Source organism: Marinobacter azerbaijanicus (assembly GCF_030250645.1).
Classification (GTDB): Bacteria; Pseudomonadota; Gammaproteobacteria; order Pseudomonadales; family Oleiphilaceae; genus Marinobacter; species Marinobacter azerbaijanicus.
In genome coordinates, this window is record NZ_JASSVS010000009.1 from 119,059 (window position 1) to 140,889 (window position 21,831).

Here is a 21,831-nt window from a genome sequence, read left to right on the forward strand (position 1 = left end):
GCCCCGTTCTGGCGTCATCTGAAATCGTCAGTTTTTCTTTTTTGCACTTAGTGCTTGAGCAACCTGCTCGTCAATGCGGCGGACCAGCTCCGGGTCCTGCTTGCCGGAGGAGTGGGCCCGTATAAGGTCGGTGCTGGCACGAAGGTTGCCGATAAATGAGCGGCAGTCCTTGCACATCATGAGATGCATTTTTACCGACAGCTTCTGCCCTGTGCCCAGCTCGTCATCAATGTAGTCACTGGCGATCCTGGCCAGATCCCGACACATCAGCATTCGCCTGTCTCCTGAAAGGTTTCCACCATAAGGAATATCTTTTGCCTCGCACGGTGTAAAAGTACACGAAGGTTAGAGGCACTGACATCCAGAATGTTACACACGTCATCGGATTTATGCTGGTGGGCTTCGTAAAGCATCAGGGCGGATCGTTGGGTTTCCGGGAGACGGGCCAGATGTTGATCCAGGCAGTCGCTCAGGGCGCCGTTTTCCATGAGTGATTCGGCATCCTCATCGAATCGCAGGGTCGGTGGTGTTGCCCAGCGGCCGTTCGGGCGAAATCGGTTTGCCAGTTCCGGATCGAGGGACTCGGAAAAGTCAGCGCTGACTTCCCGTTTGTTTTTCCTGAGATGATTCTTTGCCCGGTTGGCCACAATCCGGTGCAACCAGGTTTTCAGGCCAGACCGGCCCTCAAATTTCTGTATGGCGTCTATGACGGTTACCCAGCAATCCTGTACGGTCTCCTCGGCAGACGCATTATCAAGGTAATACCTGGCCACGGCCATCATGCCGGGTGTATAGAGTCGGACAGCCTTCTGAAAAGCGGCTTCATTTCCGGATTTCAGGCCCTGAATCAGGATATCTTCATTAGACTGATGCGTTGCGGTTTCCATTCCGTATACCCCCCGGACACCTGCGTTAGAGCGTTGTTATAAAGATGTTATTGGACATCCAGAACTGTCTGGATAATGGTATGTTCCTGCTTGCTGTTATAAGTTCCAGCATTAATGAGTAACTGCTCAAAAAAGTTTAGACGGAAGCAGCTGTAACATCCAGCGCCGTGCAGTGTCTTTCAGGCAACCGTTTTCATTCTTAACCTATGGATTTAGCTATGAACTCCAAAAAGCTCATTCTGCTTCTGGTCATCGGTATTGTGGTTGCACTGTTTATTGGTTTTGGCGGCCACGAAATACTGACCCTGGAAAATCTGCAGAAGCACCAGTCCTCCATTGAGCAATGGATCAGTCAGAATCTGCTGGTGGCAGTTCTCGGCTTTGCCGGCATATACGTGGTGGTCACTGCCCTGTCGCTACCTGGCGCAGCCATTATGACACTGGCCGGCGGTGCGTTTTTCGGCAATGTGTATGGTTTGATCGCAGTGTCCGTGGCTTCAACCATCGGCGCCTCTATAGCTTTTCTGGTGGCTCGGTTCCTGATGCGGGACACCCTCCGCGAACGATATGCCGAAACCGTCGCCAGGATGGACCGTGGCATCAAAAAAGACGGCGCCTTTTACCTTGCGACATTGCGGCTGGTTCCGGTATTCCCCTTCTTCCTGATCAACCTGGCCATGGGCCTGACGGCCATGAAGCTGAAGACCTACGCGCTGGTGAGCTGGGTTGCCATGTTGCCCGGCACTTTCGTGTACGTTAACGCCGGCACACAGCTTGCCCAGATTGAATCCACCGGTGACATTGTTTCCGCCGACCTGCTGCTGTCGTTCGCATTGCTGGGTCTGTTCCCGCTGATTGCCAAGTTCATCGTTGGCTTTATCCGCAAGCGCCGGGTTTATGCCGGCTGGCAGAAACCCGACTCATTTGATTACAACCTGCTGGTCATCGGTGGCGGTTCTGCCGGTCTGGTGTCGGCCTACATCGCGGCGGCGGTCAAGGCCAAAGTGGCACTGATCGAGAAGGACAAGATGGGCGGTGACTGTCTCAACACTGGCTGCGTGCCGTCCAAGGCGCTGATTCGCAGTGCCAAGGCTGCCGACACCATGCGCCACGCCAATCGCTACGGGCTGGAGTCCGTACCGGTGAAAGGATCGTTCAAGAACATCATGAACCGTGTCCAGGACGTGATTGCCAAGGTAGAGCCCCACGACTCGCCGGAGCGTTACCGAAAACTGGGCGTAGACTGCATCTCTGGCACGGCCAGCTTCGTATCACCCTGGGAGCTGGAGGTTGTTCATAACGATGGCCGTACCGAGCGACTGACTGCCCGCAGCATTGTGGTTGCCACCGGTGGTCGCCCGGCGGTGCCACCGATTCCGGGGCTTGCGGAGATGGAGCCTCTGACCTCCGATAACCTGTGGTCGCTGGATACCCAGCCGGAACGTTTGCTGGTGCTGGGTGGTGGCCCCATTGGCTCGGAGCTGGCTCATGCCTTTGCGCGCCTTGGCAGCAAGGTAACCCAGGTGGAGATGGGCGACCGGATCCTGGCCAAGGAAGACAGTGACGTTGCCGAGGTGGTAATGAAACAGTTCGAACAGGATGGTATCGACCTGAGGCTGAATCATGCCGCCAAGGACTTTGCCGTTGAAGACGGAGAAAAAGTGGCTTACTGCGAACACGACGGCGAACGCATCAGGATCCCGTTTGATCAGGTTCTGGTGGCCGTTGGCCGAGCAGCCAACACTACCGGTCTGGGGCTGGAGAAAATTGGGGTTGAAACCCTGCCCAATGGCACCGTGCCGGTGGAAGAGGATATGAGTATGCGCTTCCCCAATGTGTTCGCCTGCGGCGACGTGGCCGGCCCCTACCAGTTTACCCATGCGGCCGCCCATCAGGCCTGGTATGCGGCAGTGAATGGCCTGTTTGGCCAGTTCAAACGCTTCCGGGTGGATTACCGGGTTATGCCCTGGGTGACCTTCACCTCGCCGGAAGTGGCTCGCGTCGGGCTGAGCGAGGCAGAAGCAAAGGAAAAGGGCATCGCCTATGAGGTGACCCGTTACGGGCTTGATGACCTTGACCGTGCCATCGCGGAAAGTGAGGACTACGGCTTTATCAAGGTGCTTACGCCGCCGGGCAAGGACAAGATACTGGGTGCTGTCGTGGTGGGCATGCACGCGGGCGAAATCCTGGCGGAATTCACTCTGGCCATGAAGCATGGCCTGGGCCTGAACAAGATTCTGGGGACCATTCACCCCTACCCGACCTGGAACGAGTCGGCCAAGTATGCCGCCGGTGAATGGAAGCGTGAACACGCGCCGCAGGGCATTCTCAGACTGCTTGAGAAGCTGCATGGCTGGCGCCGCGGCAAACAGCCCCGCAACAAGGCTGTAAAGGAAGCAACGACGTAAAACAAAGAAATGGCACCGGTGGTGTAATGCCGGTGCCATTGGTTTGTCTGTACAGAGAGATTCACCGTAAACACGGAGCAGCTATGCCCCTGACCGAAACCGCCGAAAAACGTATCCCCGCCGTGGAAGTGCTGGAACCCAGGGCCCACGACAGCTGGACCCATACCCGCAACGGCGACCCGCGCGGCTATATTGATTCGGATAGACTCAAGGAACTGTGGATTCACACCGGCACGGCCTGCAACCTGGCCTGCCCGTTCTGCCTTGAAGGCTCGCATCCCGGCGACGGTCGCATCCCCGGGATGAAGCTCAGCGACGTGAAACCCTTCATTCACGAAGCCCTTGATATGGGCGTGGAGCAGTTCTCCTTCACGGGCGGTGAGCCGTTCGTAATCCGGGACTTCATCAATATTCTGGATTACGCCAGCCACCATCGGCCGTGCTTTGTGCTTACCAATGCCACCGATCCGCTGCTGAAACGCCGCCATCAGGTGTTGCCGTTGCTGGACAACCCCTACCCGATCCATTTCCGTGTCAGCCTGGACTTCCCGGACCGTGCCCGCCACGACGTTGACCGGGGCGAGGGTAGTTTCGACAAGGCTCTGGAAGGTATCCGCTGGCTGGTGCACCAGGGCTTCAAGGTTTCCATCGCACGGCAGACTGACCCGGATGAGCTTGTTTCCAATGTGGAGTCCGCGTTTCGCGGCATCTTCCGTGAATGGGGCATCCCGGAAACCCTGGCGTTTACGGCGTTCCCGGACCTGGGTACGCCAGGCTCGGAGGACGGTAGCCCGGAGATCACGGAAACCTGCATGGAGAAGTATCCTACCAAAGAGGCCCGTTCCCATTTTATGTGCACCTATACGCGCATGCTGGTGAAGCGGGGTGAGCGGGTGCGGGTGTATGCCTGTACGTTGGTGGATGATGATCCGCAGTATGACCTTGGCGGAACACTGGCAGAGAGCATGGATGAGCGCATTATGTTGCGGCATCACCGGTGTTTTTCCTGTTATCGGTTTGGGGCTAGTTGTTCGGCGCCTGGTTAGTTTTTTGTAGGACTGGTTGCTGGGGATTGGCGGCCTGGGGGTGGTGTTTTATTTCCTTGGGAAAAAGAACTCGCTTCGCTCAGACACCTTTTTCCTGGCGGAAATAAAACACCACCCCCAGACCGCGGTTGAATCACTGCAATTCGTTGGATTAAAGACAAAGAATTTTTTCAATTGGTTGCTTTCAACGCAAAGTCGGGGACGGCATGGCGACTTTGATGACAGAGGCAGTGGTGGGGGGGGTTCAAAAAATGTGGAGCGCCAGGGATGGCGCGACCAAGCCCCCCATGGATGGGTTCACGGGCGTTTTTTTGAACCCCCCCCACCACTGACTCAGGCACCCAAAGCCCGAAGTAACCGAACCAGCCCCGGATAGTAAATAAAGAACGAGGACAGAACAGACAATGAATTTCACGGAAGCTTCCCTGTTTTGGGGATTTTTGGTGGTTTATGGGGTGGTGATGTATGTGTTGTCGCCCAAGAGCAAGAACGCCAATTCTTTCTACAAGGGAGCGGATGACCAGGGCAATCCGGTGGGTCAGTGGTCGCTGACGGCGAGTATTTTTATCAGCTGGATTTTTGCCAAGTCGGTTACCAATGCCGCCAACCTGGGTGCGGCCTACGGGGTGACCGGCGGGCTTGCTTATGCCAGTTACTGGTTGTCGATTCCGGTGGCCGGTTACATTATCTACCTGATTCGTACCCAGACCGGCGCGCGCAGTCTGCAGGATTTTCTGACGTCCCGTTTCGGTCGGTTTGCCAGTCTGGCGTTTGCAGCGGCGATTCTGATCCGGCTGTATAACGAGGTCTGGAGCAACACCGCTGTGGTGGGTGGTTACTTTGGTCTGCCCGGGGAGTGGGAGTACTACGGTGCTGCCATGCTGTTCACGGTGTTTACCCTGGCCTACAGCCTCAAGGGCGGTCTGCGGTCGTCGATTTTTACTGATGTGATCCAGGCCTTTGTGTTTGTGTTCTTTGTCGGGGCGGTGTTGTTCCTGATTGTGCCGGCCAACGACACCAGTGCGCTGCTGACCAATGGCGAGTTCAAGCTCAATGCCGGTTTTGACCTGCTACTGGTGGCCCTGCTTCAGATGTTCAGCTATCCCTTCCACGATCCGGTTCTCACCGATCGCGGTTTCGTGAACAGGGAGAAGACCATGCTGAAGAGCTTTGTGGTTGCCGGGCTACTGGGCTTTGTGGCGGTGTTTATCTTCAGCCTGGTGGGTGTCCATGCCCGGCTTAACGGTATCGAGGCCATGGGTAATGCGCCGGCGGCGGTGGGTCAGTCGCTGGGGCTGGCGGCGCTGTTCTTCATGAGTGTGGTGATGATGACATCGGCTGGTTCAACGCTGGATTCCACCTTCAGTTCGCTGGCCAAATCCCTGGCAGTGGATCTGCCGCGGCTGGCGAAGCGGGCGAAAGACCGGTTGCCCAGTGTGCGTGTGGGGGCGGTGATCATGATTGCCTTTGCGTTCCTGGGTAACCTGCCGATGTTTGCCGGCACCGACATTCTCAAGGCGACGACCATTTCCGGCACCATGGTGATGGGGCTGGCGCCGGTGTTCCTGTTCTATGGTTTCACTCGCTGGTCGCCCTGGAGTTTTCACCTGAGCTTCTGGACGGGTCTTGGGCTGGGCGTTTTGCTTGCGGTGGGGCTGATCCCATCAAGCTGGGCTATCGGTGACGGAGCGTATTCGATGCTTCTGGGTGTGAATGCCTATGGTTTCCTGATCTGCACTGCCGGTTTCTTCCTGCCCCTGGTGGCCCGCAGGCTCGCCGGGCGCACGCTGGCGACCGGCGAGGCCCAGGCACGGATATGAACGAAGGCCGCAGCTGTCCCCTGGCGTATCGATACAAGGCTGCCGACCTGTGTCGGGAGCCGCGCCATGTGTCGGAGGATGTGCTCTACATCATTGGCGGGCTGTATGGGAATCCGTACGCACTTGATGAAATTGAGCAAATGGCGCTCGCCGAGGAGCGCCGGGGCCACAGGGTAAAGCTGGTCTTCAACGGAGATTTCAACTGGTTCAATGCCAGTGATAGCCTGTTCCGGGAAATCAACAATCGCGTCCTGGATCATACCGTCAGCCTCGGTAATGTGGATTACGAACTGGCCAACCCGAATGATGGCGCGGGCTGCGGCTGTGCCTACCCCGACTTTGTTGACCAGGGTGTGGTCGAGCGCTCCAACACCATCATGGAGCGGCTTCAGGGCGTGGCCGGCGACCATCCGGACATCCAGAAACGGCTTCGCCTCTTGCCCCGCTATCGATGCCTGTTATTTGGAGGACTAAAGGTTTTGGTGGTGCATGGCGATCCTGAGTCCCTGGCCGGCTGGGGTCTGGCACATGAATCGTTCGTGGCGGGCAACGAAGCGCAGTTGGCGGAATGGTTTGCCGGGTCCGGGGCTGATGTGATTGCCTCCACCCATACGTGTCTGCCGGTCCTCTGGGCGGGAACCGTGGAAGAGCACAGCCGAATCGTCGTCAACAATGGTTCGGCTGGTATGGGTAACCTGGAGCAGGACCCACGCGGCCTGATTACCCGAATTGGTCTGACAAGTCCGCGGGCTGAGCCTGTTGCCGGTATCGAGCGGCGTGGGTTGAACGTATCGTTGCTGCCAGTGGCCTATGATCTGGATGCCTGGCTGCCACGGTTCGACCAGCTCTGGCCTGGTGGTTCGGCAGCTGCGGTGTCCTATCGGAGCCGTATAGTGGCCGGGACGCATCTGGGTGCAGACAGCATTGTGTTTCCTTCCACTGTTTCATAGTTCTGTCACTGGATTCCCGCTCAATTCCGTCTATCCTTTAGGTAGGAGGCGGCGTTCCTGAATGTGCTTCCTGTTAAGCCAGACTTGAAATATATTTTGTGGTCTATATAATTTGGCATTAACTTTTTGAGGCGAATCGATCACGTTATGACATCAGAAGGCTCAAATACCACCGCCATCAGCCTCCGGGTACCGGTCATGGATGATGGCTACAGGCTCCACCAGCTGGTTGAGGAATGCCCGCCGCTGGACCCCAATTCGATCTACTGCAACCTCCTGCAGTGCAGCCACTTTGCCGAAACCGGCGTGGCAGCGGAGATAGACGGCGATCTGGTCGGTTTTATTTCCGGATATATCCCTCCCCAACAGCCCGAAACCGTATTTGTCTGGCAGGTAGCCGTTCACGAGAAAGGTCGTGGGCAGGGTCTGGCCAAGCGGATGCTGAAGGCGATTGTGGCCCGGGACGTGTGCAAGAACGTGACCCACATGGAAACCACCATCACTGAAGACAACAAGGCTTCCTGGGCCCTGTTCCGGTCATTTGCCCGTGATATGGGTGCGGAACTCACCTATCACGAGCACTTTGAGAAAGACACCCATTTTGGCGGCAAGCACGACTCCGAGTTCCTGCTCCGCATCGGGCCTTTCACAAAGTCGGCGTAACAGCCTTCCCGAACGACCGATAGATACCCCCTGTTTGGACTGGCCGGCAGATTGCTGAGGTGAATCTGTCACTGCGGCCTCAACCAACGTGCCCCCGCACAACTACCTCGAACCTGACATGCTAAGAGGCAAGACCATGGAACTTTTCAAGTCGACTGAATCCGAAGTACGTGTTTATTCCCGTGCCTTTCCGGTGATTTTCAACCGCGCCAAGAATGCGCATCTCTACACCGAAGATGGCAAGGAGTACCTGGATTTTCTGGCCGGCGCCGGGTCACTGAATTATGGCCATAACAACGACATTCTCAAGAAAGCCCTGCTCGAGTACATTGAAAACGACGGTGTCAGCCAGGGCCTGGATATGTTCACCACGGCAAAGCATGACTTTATAGAGTCCTACAAGAAGCACATCCTGGACCCCCGTGGCCTGAACTACAAAATGCAGTTCACCGGTCCGACCGGCACCAACTGTGTGGAAGCAGCCCTGAAACTGGCCCGCAAGGTGAAAGGTCGCAATGGCATTGTTTCCTTCACCAACGGTTTCCATGGCGTAACCATGGGCGCGGTTGCCGCTACCGGTAACAAGCATCACCGCGGTGGTGTCGGTACGCCGTTGGGCAACGTGGACTTCATGTTCTATGACGGTTACCTGGGCGAGAACGTGGATACCCTCGAGATCATGGACAAGGTGCTGTCTGACGGTTCCTCCGGCTTTGAACTGCCAGCCGCAGTTATTGTCGAGGCGGTCCAGGGCGAAGGCGGTCTGAATGCCGCCCGAGCCGAATGGCTGCAGGGCCTTGAGAAACTGTGTAAAAAGCACGACATCCTGCTGATTCTGGACGATATCCAGGCAGGTAATGGCCGTACCGGTGAGTTTTTCAGCTTCGAGTTTGCCGGCATCAAGCCGGATATTGTGACTGTTTCCAAGTCCTTGAGTGGTTACGGCCTGCCCATGGCGCTGGTGCTCTTCAAGCCAGAGCTGGATATCTGGAGTTCGGGTGAACACAACGGCACGTTCCGTGGCAACAACATGGCTTTCGTGACGGCACGTACAGCGGTCGAGACATACTGGAAAGACGACGCCTTTGCCAATGAAGTGAAGGCCAAGACGCGGGTGCTGGCTGAGGGGCTGCAGGCCATCTGTGACAAGTATCCCGGCGAGTTCAGGATGAAAGGACGGGGCATGATGCGCGGCATTGAAGCCACCCGTGCAGAGCTGACGGACAGGATCACCGGCCGCGCCTTTGAGAAGGGGCTGATCATTGAAACCAGTGGCCCCAACGATGAAGTCATCAAGTGCCTGATGCCGCTGACTACCAGCGAGGACGATCTGCGCAAAGGTGCTAAACTTCTAGCAGAAAGCGTGGATGAAATCATGCAGGACGGACTGAGCAAGGCGTCCTGAGACGCCCGCGATGTCCCCAAATTCATTCTGCAGGATAACGACGGTAACACTATGACTAGCGAACAACATACCGTAGAGAAGATTGGCGGCACCTCGATGAGCAACTATGAGGCGGTGCGCGACAACATCATTCTCGGCGGGCGCGAAAAAGACGACTACTACCAGCGCATCTTCGTGGTCTCCGCCTACGGCGGTGTCACCGACGAACTGCTGGAGCACAAGAAGACCGGCGAGCCGGGCGTCTATGCCCTGTTTGCTGACGCGGAATCCGACTGGGCCTGGGGCGACGACCTCACCAAGCTGATCAAGTTTCTGACCGACATCAATGGCGACCTGTTCCCGGACCCCATGCTCAAACAGCAGGCGGACCAGTTCATTACCGACCGCATTGAAGGGGTTCGCGGTTGCCTGATCGACCTCCAGCGTCTTTGTTCCTATGGTCAGTTCCAGCTGGAAGAGCATCTTTTGACAGTACGCGAGATGCTCGCCGGTATCGGTGAGGCCCACAGTGCCTTCAATACCGCCCTGAAACTGCAGCAGGAAGGGGTCAACGCGCGCTTTGTCGACCTGACAGGCTGGCGTGACAACGAGCTTCTGCCACTGGATGAAAAGCTCAAGCAGGCCTTCGATGCGGTAGATCTGACCCGTGAGCTACCCATTGTCACCGGCTACGCCCAGTGCAAGGAAGGCCTGATGCGCACCTTTGACCGGGGCTACAGCGAGATGACCTTTAGCCGAGTGGCAGTCATCACCAATGCCCGTGAGGCCATCATTCACAAGGAATACCACCTCAGCTCTGCCGATCCCAACATTGTGGGCGCGGACAAGGTGGTGCCCCTTGGCCGGACCAACTATGACGTGGCCGACCAGCTTGCCAACCTGGGAATGGAAGCAATCCATCCCCGTGCGGGCAAGGGTATGCGCCAGAATGAGATTCCGCTGCGGGTCATGAATACCTTTGAGCCGGAACACACTGGCACCCTGATCACCGGCGACTACGTCAGTGAGAAGCCTCAGGTGGAAATCATTGCCGGCAACAAGGGTGTGTTTGCCATTGAGGTGTTCGACCAGGATATGCAGGGCGAGCCGGGCTCTGACCGTCGTATTCTCGAAGTGCTTGGCCGCTTCAAGGTCCGCTTCATGTCCAAGGACACCAACGCCAATACCATTACCCACTACGTGGACAGTACCCTCAAGCATGTCAAGCGCGTGGTGCGGGCGTTGAAAGACGAGTTCCCCAATGCGGAAATCAGTACCCGCAAGGTAGCGATCGTTTCTGCTATTGGCAGCGACATCAAGATGCCGGGAATCCTCGCGCGATCGGTCAAGGCTCTGGCAGATGAGGAGATCAGTGTTCTGGCCCTGCACCAGTGCATGCGCCAGGTGGACATCCAGTTTGTGGTTGATGAAGACGCCTACAAGAAGACAATCGTGGCGCTTCACGCCGTACTGATCGAGCCCTATAACCACGAGTACGCCATCGTTGCAGCGTAAGCCGGACAGGATTCGTCCTGTCCGTAATTGCCGCAACAGGCTCTTACCTTCCCCGTGAAAGGGGATCCATGGCCATTTTCCGGGCGTATCTTAAGTAAATTTACGATCGGAACCTGTGCCATGAATGATGTTCAGAGCCCGGGGCCGTCTCCGACCATAGCCCACTCCGGCGAAACGGAATCCCTGGTGGGGCTGTACTTCAGGGATGCGTCCCGTTATGAATTACTGACCGACGAGGGAGAGCGCCGGCTTTCCCGCAGGTTGTCCTTCTGCTACCGGGTCATTTCCGCAGAATTGGCCCTGCCGGAGGAAACCCCCCAAACCTTCCGCGAAGTGGTTGGCAGCCTGGGCGATGCCTGCGCTTTCTCAACCCGCTGTCGTCGCGCTTACCACCTCGCCACCGCTAGCCGTCAGATCCTGATCCGCAGCAACCTGCGGCTCGCGGTGCATATTGCACGGCGTTACGCCAACCGCGGTATACCGATGTCGGATGTAATCCAGGATGCCAATGTTGGCCTGATCAAGGCTGTGGAGCGGTTTGATCCCACCAAAGGGTTTCGTTTCTCCACCTATGCCTACTGGTGGATCAGCGAAGAGGTCAAGCGTTGTATGAAACGTGGAACCCGGCTGGTACACACACCCGAGAACGTAGTGGACGAAATCCGTCTGCTGCAGAAAAAATCCCTGATTCTTCATCAGACCCTGGGGCGTACACCGTCGCAAAGCGAACTGGCCCGTGAGATTGAGGTGTCACCGTCTCGAATTGGCGAGCTGCGGGCGCTGGCGAGCCTGGAAGTGTCTGTGGATATGCCGGTCACCACCGACGGTGGCATTACTCTGGGCGACAACCTGAGTGCGGGAGAGCAATCCGCACCGGACCATGATATGGCTCACCGTGACCGGAAGCGGGCTTTGGCAGCTCTGTTGTCAGACCTCAGTTCCCGTGAAAAGGACGTGCTGTCCAGGCGCTTTGGCCTGGGTCTGCCGGAGCCGGAGACCCTGCAGGTTATCTCGGACCATCTCGGTATCAGCCGCGAGCGGGTCAGGCAGATCGAAAAAGGTGCCCTGAAGAAACTCAGAAGCCGGGTCGAGGGCCCGGAAAAAACCCTCTGGAGCTAGGCTCCGGAGGGTTGTACCCCGCGACCGTCAGCCGGGGAAGGAAAAGTTCAGCCGTGGGTCATGAAAAACCAGGTGCCCGCCACCACCTGACAGACCAGAACAACGGCAGTCAGTACCAGCCGCAGTCTGAGATACCAGCCGGGCCAGTATCCCCGCATCCAGCGTGCATCGACAATATAGAGGCCGAGATAGGCAAGGGTATAAAGCACGATTTGCGCCGCAACGGGCAACAGAAGCCCAATGCCTGCGGAGACGAAAAACACCTGGCTGAGCAGCATGGTGACCAGGGGTGATATGGGGTAGCACCGGTTTTCAAGCTGCATGGCCAGGGGCCAGTAGATGCCTGCCATGAAGGCGAGGATGCCGGCGCTATAGAGATAGAAATAGCTGATGATGGCCACGCTTTTGGCCGGCATCATGAACAGGCCGATGATGGCTGCCAGGAACGGCAGCAGCCCGGCAATGCCAACGACAATGGCTAGCCTGGCGACGGCAATCACGAGTGGCGCCCCTGGACCCGTATTCTCATGGGCTCGATGTCGGCCGGTTCCATGCCGACCATTTCGTGGTAGGCAGAGGGGTGAACCACGTCAGTGGAAGCAATGTGGAATGCTGCCAGCATGTCCTGGACCTGCCAACTACTGCGGAATAGCTGGGTCTGGCCCTTGGCATCTGATAGCAGATGGTATTCTTCGTCGATCACCAGTCTGGCCATGTATTGCTGGCCCTCCAGGGAAATGATTTCCAGCAGGGCAATGGTCAGGTCTGGCGTCTGCCTGAGTTCTTCCAGGGTTATTCTCACTGTTTCGCTCTCACGGTAGTACTCGGGGATGATGTGCTACCCACGGACTTACGAGTGGCGGTTGGTTTGAGATCATCCCTGAGGGTGAAACAGGCAGGAAAAACGGGGGTTCAACCCTTGCCGGCCAGGTCGCGGCAAACAGGATGTTGTGGACAGTAAGTCAGGTGGTCATTCACCATTCCCACAGCCTGCATGAATGCATAGACAATGGTCGGGCCGACGAAATTGAAGCCGCGTTGCTTCAGGGCCCGGGACATGGCCTCGGCCTCCGGGGTGTATACCGGCACCTCACTTATACTGTTCCAGTGATTCTGTACCGGCTGGCCATCAACAAAAGACCACAGAAAGTCGCTGAATGAATGGCCCTGCTCCGTCAGCTCCAGATATCCCCTGGCATTGCGGATAATGGACTCCACTTTGAGGCGGTTGCGGACTATGCCCCGATCCTGTAACAGGGATTCAATCTTGCTGTTGTCGTAACTGGCGATGAGTTGCGGGTCGAAGTGATCATAGGCTGCGCGGTAGTTTTCCTGTTTCCTGAGGATGGTTATCCAGCTAAGCCCTGCCTGCTGGCCGTCCAGGCAAAGCTTTTCAAACAACGCCAGATTGTCGTACTCCGGCCGGCCCCAGACGTTATCGTGGTAGGCGACATACAGGGGGTCGTCACCGCACCAGGGGCAGCGCTGCTGGTCTTTCATGGTTACTCCTGCTCGCGAGTGATAATAGGGTGGTGAAACAGCCAGTTCACCGGGGACATTCTTTCTGCGGGGTGGCTAACCGGAAGCGTCTCACCAGGGCATTGTAGTAGTGAGCCCGAGGGTAGCGAATTTCCGTGCTGACGGTAAACCAGCGCTACCAGGAAATCGCCAACCTCGCCCGCGGAGGCCATCCAGCCTTCATCCTGGTCGCCAGATAGGGTGAAATCCGGGTAAACCTCCAGTGTCTGCAGGTTGCGGGCAATTCCCCGCCTGGTTGCCTTCAGCCAGGCTTCCTTGAGGGTCCAGACTGTCAGGAAGCTTTCACAACAGTTGGCGGAGAGTAGCCATGCCTGCTCACCGGGCGTAAACCACCGCTCAACCACCTTCTGCCAGTGTGGATGCCTGTGCCTGGGTTCGATATCCAGCCCCAGGCCCGGGGTGGCGGATACAGCACAGGCGGACAGCCCGTGACTGTGGCTGAGGGACAAATGCCAGCCAGGCGGATGTTCGGAGTTAACAGGCCGGCCGTCCACCGGGCAGCAATCCGGGCCGGGAACACCGGACGCTTCCGTCAGTGCCTGGCGAATCAGCCAGCGACTGGAAAGGTACTCCCGTCGCCGGAAACCACTCAGGCCGGCTACCGTTGCCCGCTCGAAGGCAGTCAGCCAGCCTGGTGCCACGTCGCAAGGTGAGGCCGGTTCCTGGCACAACCAGACCCTGGGTGCGAAATCAGGGCTGGAGCCGGTCAATGGTCCACCCGTCGTTCTGTCTGACGTATTCAAAGCGGTCATGGAGTCGGCTTGGCCGGCCCTGCCAGAATTCAATGCGTTGCGGCACTACCCGGTAGCCACCCCAGAAGTCAGGCAGTGGAATCTCACCCTCGCTGAAGCGGCGTTTCATCTCGGCAACTTTTTGCTCCAGCAGCCCGCGAGAGGTGATCGCCCGACTCTGTTCCGACACCCAGGCACCGATCTGGCTGCCCCGTGGGCGCGAGGCGAAGTAACGCAGTGACTCTGACTTGCTGACCTTCTCCACCACACCCTGGATCCGCACCTGGCGATTAAGGCCTATCCAGGGGAACAGCAGGGCCGCTTTCGGATTTTCCGCCAGCTCCCGGGCCTTACGGCTGCCATAATTGGTGTAGAAGACGAAGCCGGATTCATCGAAGTATTTCAACAATACGGTTCGTATGTCTGGCATGCCGTCACTTCCAGTGGTGGCGAGCGACATCGCATTGGGTTCGAGAATGCCGGCTTCGCGGGCATCGCCGAACCAGGTCTGGAACTGCTTGACCGGGTTGTCATCAAGAGCGTCACGATCCAGTCCTTCGCTCTCGAAGTCACGGCGCATATCGCTAATGTCCATCAGGGTTACCTGTCTCGGGAATTTGTCGTTCAATACGTTCACAACAGAATATCGGGTTCACTGCGCCTTGTCAGTCTGTCGGCGTTTCCAGCTGACAAAACCGCTACTTGCAGACTATCCTTGTGGGAAAGGTAGGGGCCGCGCCGTGCCCGTTACGGATAACCAACAAGGAGAACAGGGTGGTTGCAAACCGCACACGACGTCTGTCTGCCAGAAATATCTCGGTAGTTGTACTGGTTCTGGTCGTGATCTATGCCCTTGTGGGGTTTCTGGGACTGCCCTGGTGGCTTGAACGGGCATTGCCGGAAAGACTGGAACAGCATCTGGGATGGCAGGCGCAGATTGAAGAGATTCGCGTCAATCCCTTCGCCATGAGCATAGAGGTCCTGAACCTGGATGCGGAGGACGGGAACGGCGAACAGGTTGCGGCTTTTGACCGACTCTATGCCAATCTCGGGATCTGGCGGCTGGTTACCGGAATTGTTGCTCTGGAAAATATCGAACTGGAGGAGACCTACATCCGGCTCGACCTGCTGGAAGACTACAGCGTCAACTTTGCCCGGGACTGGCAGGCGAACAACCCGCCATCGGGAGACAGCACCACCGATGAGAGCGCGGCCGGAGAACCCGTCCGCCTCTATTTTGACCGTGTCAGGGTATCCGGTGGGGAACTGTTGTTCCGGGACTTCAGTCAGCAGGGGCAAGAGGAGTTCCGGGTCACACCACTGGACCTGGCGCTTAACGATCTGGCTACCTGGCCCCGTGAGGAGGCCGACAGCAACTACTATCTGCTGGCGGCGGTAGGGAGTCAGACCATCGAGTGGGAGGGGGATCTGAGCATCTCTCCGCTGTATTCCAAAGGCTTCATCAAACTCGGTGGAGTAACCCACACCACGCTCCAGCACTTCCTCAAGCCCTTTCTACCATACGAACTCCGTAACGGCAGCGTCGCTCTGAGTTCGGAATACGAGCTGCAGTCCGCCGACCGGCTTTTCCTCTCCACTTCCAATGGCAAGCTTACCGTTGAAAACCTTGACCTTGGCCTGATGGATGATGGTGACGAGATGCTCACCACAGACAACATCCGGGTTGATGATATTCGCTTCGGGTTGAACAGTCGCGAACTGGCCACTGGAACGGTCAGGATTGACGGCGTGGCCCTGTCACTGCACCGGGGCCCGGACGGAATGATCAACCTGCTTGAACCGTTTCAGAGCGGCGATGATGAGGAGCCGGCGGAGGAGTCAGCTGACAGCGACATGCCTTTGCGCTGGTCGGTAGCCGGGGTGGAACTGGATAACAGTTCGGTGAACTGGCGCGATGAACAGGTGCAGGCCGGAGCAGATCTGTCACTGACAGACCTGGCACTCCAGGTTGACAGGCTGTCACACCAGTTGGAGGAGCCCGTCAACTACAAGGCTGAGGCCTCTCTTGGTGACGGAGGGAGGCTGGTGTTCAACGGTCAGGCCACAATCGCGCCTTTCACCCTGGACGCCGGAATTACTGCCTCCGACATTGCTCTGGCCCAGTTCGGTCCCTACGTCAGGGAAGCCGCAAACCTGGATGTCCGGAATGGCCGCCTGAGTGTTGACGGTAACCTCGACCTGGACCAGCAGCAGGACCCCCTGACCGGCACCTTCAGTGGTACCGGAGAGGTGGTGTCGCTGGATCTTCGGCTCGGGGATAGCGATGAAAGCCTGATTGGCTGGCAGAATCTTCGTCTCGAACCGGTGGAATACAATGTGGCACCGGCGCGACTGGAAATCGGAACCATCACGCTGGCTGGTCCCATGGTCAATGTGATTCGGGAAGAGGATGGCGTGCATAACCTTGAGCGCATCGTGCGGTCGACATCGGCTCAGGAGGCTGACGGAGAGGCATCAGCAGGCAGTGATCAGCCATCGGCAGAGGAAAGTGAGCCAGAGTTTATATTCCGGATCGGGCAACTGATGCTGGAGGAGGGTGTCATTTCCTACGCCGATCGCACTCTCGATCCAACCTTCTCCACCCGATTTGATCAACTGCGTGGCTCTGTTACCGGCCTTAGCAACATTGCCCCGCAGCAGGGCAAGGTAACGATTCAGGGCCGCGTTGGCGAGGTTGCCAGCATGACGCTTGATGGCTCCGTAGGTACGTTGGGTAAGGAAGACACCAGCGAGCTCAAGCTGACCATGGAGAATCTGTCGCTGCCCATGTTGTCACCCTACTTTGGCCGTTATCTCGGTTATGGTGTGGATAGCGGCAAACTGAACCTTGATCTGGATTACAGCTTCACCGGCACCAGCATTGATGCCGGCAACAGCGTTATCATGGACCGTCTTGAGCTTGGGGAGCCGGTACCCAGCGACGACGCAGTCAGTGCGCCGGTCAAGCTTGGCCTGGCCCTGTTAAGGGACCGCAACGGGGTTATCGATATTGACCTTCCCATCAGTGGTGATCTGGAAAGCCCGGATTTCAGTATCGGCCAGGTTGTTATGAACGCGTTCGTCAACCTGGTTGCAAAGGCGGCTACGTCGCCGTTCAGCATGTTGGGCTCAATAGTGGATATGGCGGGTCTGTCCGGAGAGGATCTGGGCAGCATCAGCTTTGAGCCTGGCCGGGTTGAACTGGCCGAAGGCGAAAGCGCCAAGCTGGAGGCGTTGGGCAAAGCACTGAATGACCGCCCCGCCCTGGTTCTGAACATTCGCGGTGCCGTTTCACCGGAGGCCGATAGCAGTGGATTGAGGCAGAAGCGGCTGTTCGATCAGTTGGGCATTGCTGAGGCAGACCCGGCATCTACACGTATTGCCAGGCTGGAGCAGGCCTACGCCAGTTCGGATTATCTCGCCTCTGTAGAGGAGTTCAGGAGTGATGCTGCCGGCTCTGACGGGGAGATCAGTCAGTCAGAATGGGCGCAGGCGCTGGTGGAAAGGCTGGTGACCGATATTGACCTGCCACCGGAGGCCCTTGGCAACCTCGCTTCTGCCCGAGGAACCTGGTTGCGTCAGCAAATGCTGGAGAAATACGAGGTGCCAGACAGCCAGCTTTTCCTGCTGGACCCGGTACGCGATGCAAGTGCCGATGAGAATGGCAAGGTCACGGTTGGCTTTGAGCTGGATGCCCGCTGACGTTCTCGCGTTCAGTGCCCGGGCAGGTCAGCCGGTTGCTGAAGTCCGTGATTCCTGACCATTTGCTGGTAACGCCCCTGTTCGATCAACGGTAACAACATCTGCTCCAGCCGTTTGTGACTGATCGGTCCGCCTTTGCGGGCCAGGATGCGGAGTAAATACCTCTGATCGGCCACATCGGACACCAGGAACCGGCCGCTGTCCTCAGGGTTCTGCTCAAGGTACATCCGGAAATAGGAGCGGCTGATGACGGCCACTTCTGCCAGTGACGGACGGTCAGCCTTGATCAGGCTCAGGTTGCGTCGATGACTGTGGGAAAATTCAATGCTGAAGCGCTCCTGGAGCTCCGCATTGTTCGTTGACAGGCCAGCGAAGCCATAGTGATAACCGGAAATGGCGACAATATTCCGGTCGGCTATGTTATCGAAAAAGCTCTGGTCCCGGCCGGGCTTGGTGAGAGCTACATAGACATCCTCGTCTACCAGCACCGGGGCTGTGGCATCGACTGGCCGGGACTCCCAGCCCCAGTCCAGGCTTTCAAAGAAGATGACGTCGTACAAACCTGCTTCAAAATCCAGATACCTGCGCTGGGGGGAGGTGTGTACGATGCGAAAGGTGACGTCCTGATGAGCGGCCTCCAGCTCAGCAAGGAGTTCTCCCAGCAAACCCGCTGCCTCGTTATCGTCGTGTATGGCCGCCACGGGTGGGAAGTGATAGGCGCCGACAGCGATCTCCGTTTCTGATGAAACGTTGGCAGTAAAGCCCAGGGCTATAGGCAGGCAGAGGTACAGGAGGGCCGTTTTCAGTGGGCGTCTGGGATTCAAGGTCGCGGCTCCTCGACAGCAATAGTTGAACAGAGATTCACATTACCATCGTTTAATTCTTGGCAGAAGAGGCCAAATATAAACTCATGCAAAACGGGAGAGTTTCCTTATGAGCCGTCCCCTCAGCCATTTCTTTGCCTACGTCTCCCGGCTCCGCTGGATCAGACGCTGGGGATTGATGCGTAATGCCATCGAAGAGAACGTTGCCACCCATTCCTGGGAAGTGGCAACCCTGGCTCACGCTCTCGCCATTATCCGCAACCGGCATTTTGGAGGGACAGTCAATGTTGACCGGGTGGCGGCCGCAGCGCTCTATCATGATGCCACCGAGGTTATTACCGGGGATATGCCAACGCCCGTCAAGTATCACTCCAGGGTCATGCGGGAAGCCTTCGGGGATATCGAGCACAAGGCGGAAGGGGAGTTGCTGGCGCTGCTGCCTGACGACCTTCGTGACGAATTTGCCCCCTATATTCGTGAGTCCCGGTGGACACCGGAAGAAAAGGAACTGATCAAAGCGGCTGACCGGTTGTCGGCGCTGTTGAAATGTCAGGCGGAAATGCAGGCGGGAAACAAGGAATTCGAGCCGGCGGCGGGCCACATCCTCAAAAAGCTGGAGGAAGATGGCCTGCCGGAAGTACTCTATTTTCTGGAAGTGTTTGCGCCGGGCTACCAGCGGCCGCTCGACAACCTTCTGGGGTAAGGCTGATGGCGGCTGCTGCGGTTTGCGTCCGGTCGCTTCAGCTGTTGCCCGCCGATGCCACCATGCCGCCTCGCAGGCCATCCTGCTTCACGCTCTGGCGTACGATGTCTTCGGGGCTGCCGGCCAGTTCCCGGAACATTCCCATGGAGCCCAGCAGTGCCGAGGATTCGTAGGGCACAAAGACCCGCTCGCCCTCTTTGGCCATGTTCGGCAACACCTTGATATAGCTCTGACCCAGCAGGTAGCCAATAACGGTCTGCTTGTTGTCCTCGGTATCCCCTATGGCACTCAATACCAGCCGGATGGATTCCTGTTCACCCTGGGCGCGCAGGATGGCAGACTCCTTGTCACCCTCAGCGTTGAGAATGGCGGATTCACGCTGACCCTGGGCCATCGCGATGGCGGCGGATTTCTCACCTTCGGCCTCGGTCACGGTGGCGCGGCGCTTGCGCTCGGCAGCCATCTGCAGGCGCATGGCCTCTTCCACTTCCTCAGGCATGCTGATGTCCTGAACCTCAACGCGAGTCAGCTTTACACCCCATTTGGAGGCGGCTTCTTCCATCTCCGCCTGGATGGCGTTGTTCACTTCGCTGCGGGATTCGAACAGCTTGTCCAGTTCCATCTTGCCTACCACTGAACGCAGAGTGGTTTTAGCCAGCACCTCCACAGCCTGACTCATATTGGCGACTTCATAGACAGCGCGGCGTGGGTCGATGATCTGGTAGTACAACGCGCCATTGATATTCACGGTCACGTTGTCGGTGGTCACCACCGGCTGACCCGGAAAGTCCATGACCGTTTCGCGGCGGTCGATGCGTGTTTCAAAGCTGCTGCTGGGGTGGTATTCGTCACCCAGGCGGACATATCGGGTCATGATAATGGCGCGGGGGCGCTCAATGAACGGAATGATGATGTTCACACCGCTTTCCAGTACCCGGTTGAATGAGCCCAGCCGTTCGATAACCATCACCTCGGACTGGCGCACGATAACCAGGCCCTTGGCGATGATGAAAATACCAATGACGACAAAAATGAGGCTGATAACCAGCCCTGGGGAAATAACCGATTCCATGTTTACTGCTCCTTGTGAGTGATCGTGTGAACAACGGCGGTAGTGCCGTCAAAACGTTCGAAGACAACTTCGGTGCCTTCCGGCAATTCGGTCATGCCAGTATCACTGGTGCGCAGGCGATAGAAGTCGCCGTTGACCTTGATGCCGCAGGCGTTGTCGAAATCCCGCTTCAGCGTCCGGTATCGCTCGCCCTGCTCGACGCCCGTGCCCGTTGTTCCGTAAGCAACGCCCTTGGGGGAAAACCTTGGCTTGATCCAGCGAACGGCGACCGGGACGAGAATGCCTGAAAATACACCCATGCCCACCAGCTGCCATTCAAAGGGGGCACCCAGAAAGGTCAGCACTGCCGTCAATGCAGCCGCCATACCCAGCGCCAGCAAAACCAGGACTCCGGATGTCAGTTCCGCGAGGCTCAGTATGAGTGCGAGAATCAGCCAGAAGTGAGTAAGACTCCATTCCATACAGAAATATCCGCTAGTAACCGGTAAATGGTGGGAGTGGGTGATTGTACCCTGTCACCCATGCACGGGTCACCGAAAGTGGCTCTATTGCCCCGCTTACGGGTGTATTATTGCCATATCCACGAGCCCGACACCTGTTAGAGTAAGCAGCACATCGCATAACAAGAGGTCATCGACGATGAAGGATCTGAACAATAAGGTAGCTGTGGTAACCGGTGCGGGTTCGGGAATTGGCCGGGCACTGGCCGTGGCATTGGCGGCAAAGGGGTGTCGACTGGCACTGTCGGACGTTAACGAGGCGGGTCTTGCCGAAACTGCAGAGGAATGCAGCACCGCGGAAGTCAGAACCTATCATCTGGATGTGTCGGACCGGGATGCCATTTATGCCCACGCGGATCAGGTCCTGAGTGATTTTGGACAGGTCAATCTGGTGATCAACAATGCCGGTGTGGCCCTGTCGTCCAGTGTCCGGGAGATGACCGATGAAGACTTCAAGTGGATTATGGATATCGACTTCTGGGGCGTAGCTCACGGTACCCGCGCATTCCTGCCGCACCTGATTGCATCCGGGGACGGCCATGTGGTCAATATCTCCAGTGTTTTCGGGTTGATAGGGGTGCCCAAACAGAGCGCCTACAATGCCGCAAAGTTCGCGGTTCGCGGTTTCACGGAATCCCTGCGCCAGGAAATGAAACTGGAAGAACTGCCGGTGGCGGTGAGTTGCGTGCATCCCGGAGGTATCCGTACCAACATCGCCAACTCCGCTCGCATGGGTAAGTCCGAGAACGCCGAAGCCCAACGCAAGGGCTTCGACAAGATTGCCATGACGACTCCCGCCAAAGCAGCTAACACCATTGTCCGGGGCATCCTGAAGGATGAGTCCCGTATTCTTGTGGGGCCGGATGCATGGGGCATTGATGCCCTGAACCGGGTGCTCGGGTCAGCCTATCAACCGCTGGTTGAGCGTTTTTCCCGCAAGAACCTCTATATCTGATCCGTCCTGCGGT

General features: G+C 57.4%; 21 protein-coding genes. 11 read left to right on the plus strand and 10 right to left on the minus strand.

Features of this window, described 5'->3' with window-relative positions; genetic code table 11:
• Window positions 1-27: 27 nt before the first annotated feature.
• Window positions 28-273, minus strand: coding sequence for a zf-HC2 domain-containing protein (locus QPM17_RS16740; RefSeq protein ID WP_285392072.1), 246 nt, complete (start codon window positions 271-273; stop codon window positions 28-30).
• Complete coding sequence (locus QPM17_RS16745) at window positions 267-887, minus strand: RNA polymerase sigma factor (protein ID WP_285392073.1); 621 nt, start codon at window positions 885-887, stop codon at window positions 267-269. Before QPM17_RS16745 ends, QPM17_RS16740 begins: the two co-directional genes overlap by 7 nt.
• A 218-nt stretch (window positions 888-1,105) precedes the next feature.
• On the opposite strand from QPM17_RS16745, the gene QPM17_RS16750 reads away from it, so the two are divergent.
• The 8 genes from QPM17_RS16750 to QPM17_RS16785 all read left to right on the plus strand — a co-directional run bounded on the left by QPM17_RS16750 (window position 1,106) and on the right by QPM17_RS16785 (window position 11,792).
• Window positions 1,106-3,295, plus strand: coding sequence for an FAD-dependent oxidoreductase (locus QPM17_RS16750; protein WP_285392074.1), 2,190 nt, complete (start codon window positions 1,106-1,108; stop codon window positions 3,293-3,295).
• A gap of 83 nt (window positions 3,296-3,378) precedes the next feature.
• The gene (locus QPM17_RS16755; protein WP_285392075.1) at window positions 3,379-4,341 is read left to right on the plus strand and encodes a radical SAM protein; all 963 of its coding nucleotides are present in this window, start codon (window positions 3,379-3,381) and stop codon (window positions 4,339-4,341) included.
• A 404-nt stretch (window positions 4,342-4,745) separates the two neighbouring features.
• Window positions 4,746-6,161, plus strand: a complete 1,416-nt coding sequence (locus tag QPM17_RS16760) for a sodium:solute symporter family transporter (protein ID WP_285392076.1) — start codon at window positions 4,746-4,748, stop codon at window positions 6,159-6,161.
• On the plus strand, window positions 6,158-7,111 hold the full coding sequence (locus tag QPM17_RS16765) for a metallophosphoesterase family protein (RefSeq protein WP_285392077.1): 954 nt from the start codon (window positions 6,158-6,160) through the stop codon (window positions 7,109-7,111). Before QPM17_RS16760 ends, QPM17_RS16765 begins: the two co-directional genes overlap by 4 nt.
• A 147-nt stretch (window positions 7,112-7,258) precedes the next feature.
• The gene (ectA, locus tag QPM17_RS16770; protein WP_285392078.1) at window positions 7,259-7,774 is read left to right on the plus strand and encodes a diaminobutyrate acetyltransferase; all 516 of its coding nucleotides are present in this window, start codon (window positions 7,259-7,261) and stop codon (window positions 7,772-7,774) included.
• A gap of 136 nt (window positions 7,775-7,910) precedes the next feature.
• A complete protein-coding gene (gene ectB / locus QPM17_RS16775) occupies window positions 7,911-9,179 on the plus strand; it encodes a diaminobutyrate--2-oxoglutarate transaminase (protein WP_285392079.1) in 1,269 nt (422 codons plus the stop codon).
• Between the two features lie 51 nt (window positions 9,180-9,230).
• Window positions 9,231-10,673, plus strand: coding sequence for an aspartate kinase (locus tag QPM17_RS16780; protein WP_285392080.1), 1,443 nt, complete (start codon window positions 9,231-9,233; stop codon window positions 10,671-10,673).
• Window positions 10,674-10,793: 120 nt separating this feature from the next.
• Window positions 10,794-11,792 (plus strand): sigma-70 family RNA polymerase sigma factor, encoded by a 999-nt coding sequence (locus QPM17_RS16785; protein ID WP_285392081.1) that lies wholly within the window; start codon window positions 10,794-10,796, stop codon window positions 11,790-11,792.
• Window positions 11,793-11,839: 47 nt separating this feature from the next.
• Here QPM17_RS16785 and QPM17_RS16790 read toward each other — a convergent pair whose 3' ends face one another.
• From QPM17_RS16790 to pdxH, 5 genes are all read right to left on the minus strand, one after another.
• A complete protein-coding gene (locus QPM17_RS16790; RefSeq protein ID WP_285392082.1) occupies window positions 11,840-12,292 on the minus strand; it encodes a DUF3429 domain-containing protein in 453 nt (150 codons plus the stop codon).
• Window positions 12,289-12,594 carry a DUF6482 family protein gene (locus QPM17_RS16795; protein WP_285392083.1) on the minus strand — a complete coding sequence of 102 codons (306 nt, stop codon included), beginning with the start codon at window positions 12,592-12,594 and terminating at the stop codon, window positions 12,289-12,291. The genes QPM17_RS16790 and QPM17_RS16795 overlap by 4 nt, the downstream gene beginning before the upstream one ends.
• A gap of 110 nt (window positions 12,595-12,704) precedes the next feature.
• On the minus strand, window positions 12,705-13,292 hold the full coding sequence (locus tag QPM17_RS16800) for a DNA-3-methyladenine glycosylase I (protein WP_285392084.1): 588 nt from the start codon (window positions 13,290-13,292) through the stop codon (window positions 12,705-12,707).
• A 2-nt stretch (window positions 13,293-13,294) separates the two neighbouring features.
• On the minus strand, window positions 13,295-14,041 hold the full coding sequence (locus QPM17_RS16805) for a 4'-phosphopantetheinyl transferase family protein (RefSeq protein ID WP_285392086.1): 747 nt from the start codon (window positions 14,039-14,041) through the stop codon (window positions 13,295-13,297).
• Window positions 14,022-14,657 carry a pyridoxamine 5'-phosphate oxidase gene (gene pdxH, locus QPM17_RS16810; RefSeq protein ID WP_285392087.1) on the minus strand — a complete coding sequence of 212 codons (636 nt, stop codon included), beginning with the start codon at window positions 14,655-14,657 and terminating at the stop codon, window positions 14,022-14,024. The genes QPM17_RS16805 and pdxH overlap by 20 nt, the downstream gene beginning before the upstream one ends.
• A 179-nt stretch (window positions 14,658-14,836) precedes the next feature.
• Here pdxH and QPM17_RS16815 point away from each other — a divergent pair, with 179 nt between their 5' ends.
• The gene (locus tag QPM17_RS16815) at window positions 14,837-17,764 is read left to right on the plus strand and encodes a DUF748 domain-containing protein (RefSeq protein WP_285392088.1); all 2,928 of its coding nucleotides are present in this window, start codon (window positions 14,837-14,839) and stop codon (window positions 17,762-17,764) included.
• A gap of 11 nt (window positions 17,765-17,775) precedes the next feature.
• On the opposite strand, the gene QPM17_RS16820 is transcribed toward QPM17_RS16815, so the two are convergent.
• Window positions 17,776-18,588 carry an SH2 domain-containing protein gene (locus QPM17_RS16820; protein ID WP_285392089.1) on the minus strand — a complete coding sequence of 271 codons (813 nt, stop codon included), beginning with the start codon at window positions 18,586-18,588 and terminating at the stop codon, window positions 17,776-17,778.
• Window positions 18,589-18,697: 109 nt separating this feature from the next.
• On the opposite strand from QPM17_RS16820, the gene yfbR reads away from it, so the two are divergent.
• A complete protein-coding gene (yfbR, locus tag QPM17_RS16825; RefSeq protein WP_285392090.1) occupies window positions 18,698-19,291 on the plus strand; it encodes a 5'-deoxynucleotidase in 594 nt (197 codons plus the stop codon).
• A 37-nt stretch (window positions 19,292-19,328) separates the two neighbouring features.
• Here the strand turns inward: yfbR and QPM17_RS16830 are convergent, their stop codons facing one another.
• Window positions 19,329-20,363: an SPFH domain-containing protein gene (locus QPM17_RS16830; RefSeq protein WP_285392091.1), complete on the minus strand. Its 1,035-nt coding sequence runs from the start codon at window positions 20,361-20,363 to the stop codon at window positions 19,329-19,331.
• 2 nt (window positions 20,364-20,365) lie between these two features.
• The gene (locus QPM17_RS16835; RefSeq protein ID WP_285392092.1) at window positions 20,366-20,824 is read right to left on the minus strand and encodes an NfeD family protein; all 459 of its coding nucleotides are present in this window, start codon (window positions 20,822-20,824) and stop codon (window positions 20,366-20,368) included.
• A 178-nt stretch (window positions 20,825-21,002) separates the two neighbouring features.
• Here QPM17_RS16835 and QPM17_RS16840 point away from each other — a divergent pair, with 178 nt between their 5' ends.
• Window positions 21,003-21,818, plus strand: a complete 816-nt coding sequence (locus tag QPM17_RS16840; protein ID WP_285392093.1) for an SDR family NAD(P)-dependent oxidoreductase — start codon at window positions 21,003-21,005, stop codon at window positions 21,816-21,818.
• Window positions 21,819-21,831 lie beyond the last annotated feature (13 nt).